This window comes from Pseudomonas sp. GQ91, from assembly GCF_059758795.1.
Window position 1 is genome coordinate 1 of the sequence record NZ_JCAXED010000053.1, and the last position, 600, is coordinate 600.

Here is a 600-nt window from a genome sequence, read left to right on the forward strand (position 1 = left end):
TCCACGGTACGTTCGCTGCCATTGATGCTGGCTTTCAAGGTGCTGCTGCCCGCTTGGGTGCTGGTCAGCGTCATGCTGGCCACGCCCGAAGCGTTGGTAGTAGCGGTAGTGCCGCTCAGTGTTGCTGCACCGGACTCCACGCTGAAGGTGACGACCTGATTAGGGACAAGGTTGCCGTTGGCGTCGGTGATCGTGGCTTGCACCACGTTCTGTGCCGTGCCGTTGGCTGGCTGATTATCAGTGGTCATCACCAACGCACCGTTGCCAATTTCGGCTGAGCCGGCATGCGCGATAAAGGTGCTGTTAACGCTCTGAGTGCTGCTACCCACGCTGGCAGTGACCACACTGATGCCCGCGGTTGTGCTGGTCAAGGTCACCGACACTTTGCCGTCTGCACCTGTCGTGGCAGTACCTGGGATGGTCGCGCCATTAGTCGCGGTGAACTTCACCTCGGCATTAGGCACCCCGTTGCCGCTGGCATCAGTCACCCGCACTTGCACGCGGTTGGTGTCAGTGTTGTTTGCAGCCGCACCGTCATCCAGGACAGTCAGGCTGCCCGCGGCGAGTTCAGCCGTACCGGCATCCGCCACGAAGGTGGTT

1 protein-coding gene is annotated in these 600 nt (G+C 61.0%); it reads right to left on the bottom strand.

Going from position 1 to position 600, the window contains the following annotated elements:
* On the bottom strand, positions 1 to 600 hold a 600-nt coding region (locus tag AC6CIA_RS26370), incomplete at both ends, for an Ig-like domain-containing protein (protein ID WP_498316084.1).